Here is an 8,350-nt window from a genome sequence, read left to right on the forward strand (position 1 = left end):
TGAGGCAAGGAATTCCGGACATCAGATCAGCGTGAATCAAACAGTTGTCAATCACTATCTTTCGGTTTGCGTTGCAGGCAGGATCCGAGCGTGAACATCCCCGAAGCCGATTCGTGATCCGCCGACGCCGGGAGCGGTGGCTGAGATGGCGATGGTGTCGCCGTCTTCGAGAAAGGTACGGGTCTCGGAGCCCACAGCTACGGGTTCCTTGCCGCCCCACGTCAGCTCTATGAAGGCGCCGCGCTGATCTTTGTCCGGTCCGGAAATGGTTCCGGACGCGAAGAGATCGCCGGTGCTCGCTGCTGCGCCGTTGATGGTGGTGTGCGCGAGCATCTGCGCAGGCGACCAGTACATCTGGGCGTAGGGCGGCCGGGAGACGACGTGACCGTTCCATTCGACGGCCAGGTCGATGTCCAGCCCCCACTTCTCTTCACCACGCAGATAGGAAAGCGGTTCGGGATCCTGCACCGGAGTGTCGATTCGGGCTGCTTCGAGAGCGAGCAAGGGTACGACCCACGGTGAGATGGAGGTCGCGAAACTCTTCCCCAGGTTCGGACCGAGGGGCACGTACTCCCACGCCTGGATGTCTCGGGCAGACCAGTCGTTCACGACGACGGCGCCGAAGACGTACTCGGCAAATTCGTCCGGGGTGATGGAATCGCCCATCTTCGAGGGAGTTCCGACGATGAACCCCATCTCGGCTTCGATGTCGAGGCGCCGGGACGGTCCGAAGTCCGGGCTTTCCTGATCGGGTGCCTTCCGCTGTCCGCAGGGACGAACGATGTCGGTGCCGGAGACGACGATGGTGCTCGAGCGTCCGTGGTATCCGACGGGAAGGTGCTTCCAGTTCGGCATCAAGGGGGCGGCGTCGGGGCGGAACAGGCGTCCGAGGTTGGTTGCGTGATTCTCCGACGCGTAGAAATCCACGTAGTCGGCCACTGCGATCGGCAAATGCATTGTCACCGAATCAACGGAAAACACTGCATTCGAGTCTATTTCGCTAGTCACGAGCTCCGTGATCCGGTTTCGCACCGATACCCACTGATCTCGTCCCTGAGCCATGAACGCGTTCAGAGTCGGTTCGGAGAAGACGGAATCACCCAGTGTCGCTGCGAGATCGACCACCGATTCGGCGACGCGCACACCGACACGCGGTAACCCTCCCGCGGGGGAGAAGACCCCGTACGGCAGATTGTCGAGACCGAACAGTGAGTCGGCGGGAATGTCGATGGTCGTGACAGTCATACGAGAGTTCCTTCGGTTTTGTCGGAGCGGACGATCAACCCGAGGCCTTCCAGCTCGGTCAGAGGGTCCGAGATGCTGCAGGTACCGAACGAGAGGAATCGGCGACGCACCTCGCCGGCCTCGTCCTCGGTGAGGTCGGACAGGGCTTGCGCGATCGATTTTCCATCGCGCTGAGACAGTGCAGCAACAATTTCCGAACGATCGGCGCCCCGCCTCGCCGCGTCGACGGCCACCATGATGTTGAGGAAGCCGTGTTGCTCGAAGCCTGTTTCCGGATCGGTGTTGCGCACGCCGTGGTGCAGTCCCGCAGTCGCCTTGAACGGGATATTCGCTCGGACAACGGATATCACCGCATCGGCGAGCTCTTCCTCGTTCGGGTACGCCTCGGCGACAATCCCGCCGGTGCGAAACTTTGCGGAATGCCCGGCAGTTTCGAGAGCTGCCAGATAGCCCGCGCGCCGATCACCTCGAGGCACCTCGACAAAAATGTCGACGTCGGGATGAGCGGCATGGACACGAGCGATTTCCTCGAAGGCCGCATCGGCGTCCAACCCTTCAGGAATTCCCACCTCGACTGCGGCGACGTGAACACCAGGGATGGCGAGCGCGTTCGAGAGTGCGGCCGCCGTATCGGATGGGCCGGCCGGCACGGTCAGGCTCAGCGTCACCGGGCTGTCCGCTGAAACGTACGCAGCCAGTTCGCCCAGTCGCGGCGCGGGAAAAACGAAAGGCCCGACCAGTGCGTCGTAATCCGCCTGCAGGTAGGCGGCGTGGGCCGGAATTGCCTCGGCGAGAGGAGCATTGCCGGGTGGGAAGAGTGCTGCGTCGTCGCACAGGCCACGCAGGAGTGGGGAGATGATCGTCATTGCCGAGGCCCCCGCCCTGCCCAACTCCAGGCGTACGCTTCGTCCTCGCAGGCCAGGGCTCCCTCACCCAATTCGAGGGGCCGGAACGTATCGACCATCACGGCGAGCTCGTCGAAGAACTCGGCGCCGATGCTCCGCTCGTAGGCGCCGGGTTGTGGTCCGTGGGCGTGGCCGCCGGGATGAATCGATATCGAACCCTGTCCGATGCCGGAACCCTTGCGCGCCTCGTAGTCACCGCCGCAGTAGAACATGATCTCGTCCGAGTCGACGTTCGAGTGGTAGTACGGCACCGGGATCGACAGGGGGTGGTAGTCGACCTTGCGCGGAACGAAGTTGCAGATCACGAAGTTGTTCCCCTCGAACGCCTGGTGCGCCGGCGGCGGTTGGTGAACACGGCCCGTGATCGGCTCGTAGTCGGAGATGTTGAAGGTGTACGGGTACAGGCAGCCGTCCCAGCCGACGACATCGAAAGGGTGCGTGGGATAAACCATTCGGGTGCCGACGATGCCCGCCGACGTTCGGTGCTTGACCAGTACCTCGACGTCGGTTCCTTCGGCGATCATGGGCGCGATCGGTCCGTGCAGGTCTCGTTCACAGAACGGTGCGTTCTCGAGCAGCTGGCCGAAGCGGGAAAGATAGCGCTTGGGCGGGACGATGTGACTGTTCGCCTCGATGGCGTAGGCACGAAGTGGCTTGTCACCCTTGGGGATCCATCGATGCGTTGTGGACATCGGGATCAGTACGTAGTCACCTTCACTGGCCTCGAGTGCACCGAAGACGGTCTCGACGGTCGCCTCGCCAGATTCGATGTAGACCATCTCGTCGCCGATTGCGTTGCGATACAGGGGAGATGGCGCTGCCGCAACGACGTAGGACAATCGCACGTCGGCATTTCCGAGGATGAGACGACGGCCGGTTACCACGTCGGTCTCGTTCCAGGTGCTTTCGGGAAACAGCGTGTGGAGTTTCAGATGGCGCGGTTTGAGGGGATGGTTGGGGGTTGTGCTCTGATCGCGCAGTTCCCAGACCGTTGCGTCGACGATGGCCGACGGGATCTCGCGGTGGTACAGCAACGAAGAATCCGAGGAGAAGCCTTCCTCTCCCATCAGCTCTTCGTAGTAGAGGTTGCCGGACTCGTCACGGTGTTGGGTGTGACGCTTCGGTGGGATGTTGCCGAGTTGTCGATAGAACGCCATGACGGGGCTCCTTCTTGTGCTGTTCTGCCTGGCTCACCTCCACCAGATAGTAAATACATTAACTAAAATGATGTGATGAGCGCAACCCTCCAAGGGGGGTCGGGTCTATGTCAGTTACGTCCGCGTACGTCGAACTGGCTGCGGTTGGTGATCAGTTTGTCTAGGAGCATGACAAGAATTCGCTGTTCGGCCTCGCTCAGGACGCTTACCCAGGCGTGTTCGCGTTCGTTCTGCTCACGAAAGGCTTCGACCATGGCTTCTCGGCCCTTGTCGGTCAGGTACAGCTGGACCGAACGGCCGTCGTTCTCGGTGGGCCGACGATCGATCAATCCGTCCGCCAGCAGCGACTTGGACAGATTGGAGACCGCTGCCCTACTCATGCCGGTGAGCTCGGCGGCAGCCTTCGGCTCGATCGGACCGGCCAGCCAGGTGACGAACAACAGCCTGAAGGAGGACCATGACCAGCCGCGAGGGCGGTGGATCGACGACTCGAGATCGTAGGTGACCACGTTGGAAGCCCGATTGAGCGTCAGTAGTACCTCGGTGGCCAGCTGGTCGCGAAAGCCGTGTTCGGTGGCCAGTCGCTTGTTGGCCAGTTCGATGAACGACCAGAAGTTCAGCACGCCGACGGTTGGCTGGTCATCGGTTGTCCGGTCAGTCATGGACTAACCCTAGCGCGATCTGCAGTTGATTAATCCGTGTATTAGATCTCGGGGTTACGATGAAACTTCGCAACCCGGCACTGCGGTCAGGATTCTGAACTATCGTGACGCGCGTGACTGCGCGCAGCGACGAGTTTCCCTTGGACGTCGACCTCATGTCGGTGGGGCAACTCGAGCGGAGAGGACGACTGACCACGGCGGTGGTCGAGATGCTGGCCGAGATGCCGTCGGATCGAATCCAGATGAAAGACGTCTCGGAGCGTTCAGGCGTCGCACTCGGAACGCTGTATCGCTACTTTCCGACCAAACAGCAACTTCTGGCTGCGGCGATGACGGCGTGGAGCGGTCTCGAATCGGTCCGTCGTCCTGAGAAGTTGCGGGCAGACGGTGGCGAGAACAACGCGTACGAGCGGGTTCTGGCACTTCATCGCCGCGAGATGAAGGCATTCGAGCGTAGGCCCTACTTCGCTCGGTTGGAGATCGAACTCCATTCGTCCTCGGATCAGTTCGTGATCGAGTCGTTGGATCTGCGCGCAGCGGCACATCGGAGAATGCTGTTCGAGTTGATGGACGGCGTCCCGGCCGAGACGGCGAGGGTTGCGGCCGTGGCAATAGGCGGCACGATGTTGACGGCCCTTGCGCTGTGGACCAGTGGCCGGATCGGATTCGCAGAGGCCCAGCGGAACGTCGAAGACGTCATCGGACTGGTAATTCGCTGAACGGTTGCAACCTAGAATTCAGTTCTTGTTTCTGCTGTCATGAACGCGAATTATCGCTTCGGCTTTGTGAAAACGAAGACGCAGGACGAGTCCTTACCTAGAATTCACTTACAAATATGTCGGGGTGTCCGATCCAGGGATCGACGTATCCGTGAACTGTGAAAGTGAGTCGCAATGAAGCGCTCGTACCGAGTCCGCGCTCGAATCTGGATGGTTGTCCTGGCGTCGGCGACGCTGGTGGTGACGGGGTGCGCCGGTAGCAGCCAAGGTACGACCACGGATGCATCGGACGTGACGGTCGGAGTTGTCGGTGACCAGAACAACGGGGGAGAGCCGCGCTCGGGTGGCACCGTGTCGTTTGCCACCTACAACGGGATCAGCAGTCTCGATCCGGCTGACCGTCAGGACGGCGGCGCTACCGGTGGTAGCGAAATGGCAGCCATCTACGACCTTCTCATGCGCTTCGATACGTCGGCGGGCGAGTATGTTCCCCACTTGGCGCAGTCCTTGTCGGCCAACGGCGACAACACGGTGTGGACACTGAAATTGCGCGACGGCGTCACCTTCAGCGACGGCACTCCGATGGACAGTGCGGCAGTCCTGTGGAGTATCGATCACTATCTGCAGAAGAAGGGAACTCACGCGCTGGTGTGGAAGACCGCTGTGCGCGAGACGAATTCACCGGATCCGAGTACGGTCGTCTTCACATTGGCGCAGCCGTGGGACGAGTTCCCGATCATGTTCACCACCGGTCCCGGCATGATCGTCGCGCCCTCGTCGATGGCTACCGGCACGTTCACCCCGATCGGGGCAGGCCCGTTCACCGTCGAGAAGTTCGCCTCCCAGGACGAATTGGTGCTCGCTGCCCGTCCGACGTACTGGGACGGGGCGCCGTACCTTGAGAAGTTGCGCTTTCCGGCAATCGTCAATGAGAAGAGCAAACTCGAGGGATTGCACACCGACGGAATTCAAGTCGCCTATCTGAAGTCTCCCGACTTCATTCACGAGGCTTTCGAAGCCGGTGATCCCGGATTTGTGTACTCGGCCAGCATGGCCGGCGTTCTGGCAATCAATCAGCGCGACGATCGGGCAGCGAAGGACGAGCGCGTGCGTAAGGCGATTGTCGCTGCGGTGGACCCGACTACCTTCAACGAGCGAGTTCAGGGCGGCTTCGGCGAACCCGGCACCGACATGTTCGCGTCGTGGTCGCAGTGGCACGGATCGGTGGCCGGGAACGGCTTCGACCCCGAGGCGGCCAAGAAGTATCTCGCCGAGGCGAAGGCCGACGGTTACGACGGAAAACTGACGTACGTCGGGATGAACGATCCGGCGACGCAGCGCAGCGCACTGACGTTTCAGTCGCTCTTGCAGGCAGTGGGTTTCACGGTCGACATCACCTACGCAACCAGCATCAACGATCTGATTTCCATGCTGTACGCAAAGCATGACTACGACGTGTCCTACTTCGCGTTCAACGTGCTGGAAGAGTCACCGTTCGTGCGTATGTACGGCAACCTGTTCAGCGAATCGCCGTCGAACATTCTCGGCTACAAGAACGCTCGGATGGACGAGTTGCTCGGCAAGCTGCAAACAGCGTCGGGCGAGGATGAGCGGCGAGCCGTCATCGACGATATTCAGACCGTGGTCAACGAGACGGCGCCGATGGCCGTGGTCAACTCCGGCAAGGTTTTCATCCCGTGGCGCGAGAACGTGCACGGAGTGATGCCGAGTGCGGACGGGATTCTGCTCTTCGGCAATACGTGGTTGAGCTGACCCCCGTGCGCCTTTCTGGTAGTGCCCACTACCAAAAAGGCGCACCGGGGCTTTGCCCCTATAGCTCCGCTCGTACCAACTTCGCGGCTTCGACGAGGTTACGCAGTGACGCCTCGGCCTCGACGGAACCGCGGGTCTTCAGACCGCAGTCCGGGTTGACCCACAACCGCTCGACAGGAACAGCTTTGAGTGCCTCACGCAGGGATTCGGCAATCTCGTCGACGCTCGGCACCCGCGGCGAGTGGATGTCGTAGACACCCGGCCCGACGCCGAGGTCGAACCCGACCGAACTGAGATCGTCGAGGACCTCCATGTGTGAGCGCGCCGCCTCGATGGACGTGACGTCCGCGTCGAGGCCGGCGATGGCGCCGATCACCGCTCCGAACTCGGAGTAGCACAGGTGCGTGTGGATCGCGGTGGAATCCGCGACGCCCGAGGTAGCCAACCGGAAGGCGCCGACCGACCAGTCCAGGTAGGCGCGCTGATCCTCGGCACGCAGTGGGAGTAGTTCTCGCAGAGCCGGTTCGTCGACCTGGATGATTCCGATTCCGGCGGCCTGCAGGTCGACGGTCTCGTCTCGAATGGCCAGTGCGACTTGATTTGCCGAGTCGGCGAGGGGTTGGTCGTCGCGGACGAACGACCAGGCCAGAATGGTGACGGGTCCGGTGAGCATGCCCTTGACCGGCTTGTCGGTCAGGGACTGCGCGTACGTGATCCAGTCGACGGTCATCTGTTTCGGGCGGGAGACGTCGCCGTACAGAATCGGCGGACGCACGCAGCGGGTGCCGTACGACTGGACCCAACCGTTGGCGGTGGCGAAGAATCCGTCCAACTGCTCCGCGAAGTACTGGACCATGTCGTTGCGTTCCGGCTCACCGTGAACAAGAACGTCCAGGTCCAGCTTTTCCTGGAGCGCAACAACTTCGGCAATTTCGGCGCGCATACGGTTGACGTACTCGGCTTCGTCGATCTCGCCCTTGCGCAGTGCTGCGCGAGCGATGCGGATCTTCGAGGTTTGCGGGTACGAACCGATGGTCGTCGTGGGCAGCGGCGGCAGAGAAAGCAGTTCGTCCTGGGCAGCGCGACGTTCGGCGGCGGGCGCGCGACCGGTCGCCGAGTTCAGCACCGCGTCCAAACGGCCTCGAACACTCGCATCATTGAGTCTGCGATCGTCCTTGCGGGTCGACGCGGCCGCTCGTGCCAGAGCGAACTCGTCCTCCACCGACTCTCGGCCCTGTGTGAGAGCGGTTGCGAGAGTTACTACTTCCTTGACCTTCTCGGTGCCGAACGCGAGCCACGAGCGCAGGGCCTTGTCGACATCGGCCTCTGCGTCGAGAGTGTACGGAACATGCAGCAGGGAGCACGATGTGGAGACGGCAAGAGTATCCACGCTGCCCAACAGAGCACCCAGCGTGCTCAGTGCCGAATCCAGATCCGACCGCCAGATGTTTCGTCCGTCGACCACACCGGCGACGACCAGTTTGCGGGCGAGTTCGGGGACGGAGCCGATCGAATCCTGACCGGCCACCAGGTCGACGACAAATCCTTCGACGCCGGTGGACGCAAGCGCGGGCAGCGCCTCACGCAGCGAACCGAAGTACGACGCCAACAGGATCGACGGCCGCTCGGACAGCGCTGAAAGCTGTTCGTACGCAGCGCGTGCCGCTTCGATTTCCTCGTCGGTGGGATCGCCCACGAGGGCCGGTTCGTCGAGCTGAACCCAGCTCGCACCGGCCTTCGCGAGCCGACCGAGTAGATCCGCGTAGAGGGGGAGTAGTTCTTCGAGTCGCGAGAGCAGCGGCTCGTCGGTGCCGACAGCCTTCGAGAGCAGCAGGAAGGTGACCGGTCCGATGACGACCGGGCGGGCTGCAATGCCGTCGGAAAGTGCT

At 61.8% G+C, this 8,350-nt stretch carries 7 protein-coding genes; 2 read left to right on the forward strand and 5 right to left on the reverse strand.

Annotation, left to right across the window (positions count from 1 at the left end; translation table 11 throughout):
- Positions 1-54: 54 nt before the first annotated feature.
- The 4 genes from fahA to RWT78_RS25770 form a co-directional block, all read right to left on the reverse strand.
- Positions 55-1,245, reverse strand: a complete 1,191-nt coding sequence (gene fahA / locus RWT78_RS25755; protein ID WP_003940530.1) for a fumarylacetoacetase — start codon at positions 1,243-1,245, stop codon at positions 55-57.
- Positions 1,242-2,111, reverse strand: coding sequence for a hypothetical protein (locus RWT78_RS25760; RefSeq protein WP_314681828.1), 870 nt, complete (start codon positions 2,109-2,111; stop codon positions 1,242-1,244). The genes fahA and RWT78_RS25760 overlap by 4 nt, the downstream gene beginning before the upstream one ends.
- Entirely contained in the window at positions 2,108-3,307 is a 1,200-nt protein-coding gene (locus RWT78_RS25765; RefSeq protein ID WP_030535304.1) for a homogentisate 1,2-dioxygenase, read from the reverse strand. Before RWT78_RS25765 ends, RWT78_RS25760 begins: the two co-directional genes overlap by 4 nt.
- 110 nt (positions 3,308-3,417) lie before the next feature.
- Positions 3,418-3,969 (reverse strand): MarR family winged helix-turn-helix transcriptional regulator, encoded by a 552-nt coding sequence (locus RWT78_RS25770; RefSeq protein WP_003939926.1) that lies wholly within the window; start codon positions 3,967-3,969, stop codon positions 3,418-3,420.
- A 104-nt stretch (positions 3,970-4,073) separates the two neighbouring features.
- Here RWT78_RS25770 and RWT78_RS25775 point away from each other — a divergent pair, with 104 nt between their 5' ends.
- Together RWT78_RS25775 and RWT78_RS25780 are read left to right on the forward strand one after the other, a co-directional pair.
- A complete protein-coding gene (locus RWT78_RS25775; RefSeq protein WP_003939912.1) occupies positions 4,074-4,688 on the forward strand; it encodes a TetR/AcrR family transcriptional regulator in 615 nt (204 codons plus the stop codon).
- A 174-nt stretch (positions 4,689-4,862) separates the two neighbouring features.
- Complete coding sequence (locus tag RWT78_RS25780; RefSeq protein WP_003939914.1) at positions 4,863-6,461, forward strand: ABC transporter substrate-binding protein; 1,599 nt, start codon at positions 4,863-4,865, stop codon at positions 6,459-6,461.
- 58 nt (positions 6,462-6,519) lie between these two features.
- Here the strand turns inward: RWT78_RS25780 and metE are convergent.
- Positions 6,520-8,350: 5-methyltetrahydropteroyltriglutamate--homocysteine S-methyltransferase (metE, locus tag RWT78_RS25785; RefSeq protein ID WP_314681832.1), on the reverse strand; the 1,831-nt coding region annotated here is incomplete at its 5' end.

The sequence above is a fragment of the uncultured Rhodococcus sp. genome, from assembly GCF_963525155.1.
GTDB classification, from domain to species: domain Bacteria; phylum Actinomycetota; class Actinomycetes; order Mycobacteriales; family Mycobacteriaceae; genus Rhodococcus_F; species Rhodococcus_F qingshengii.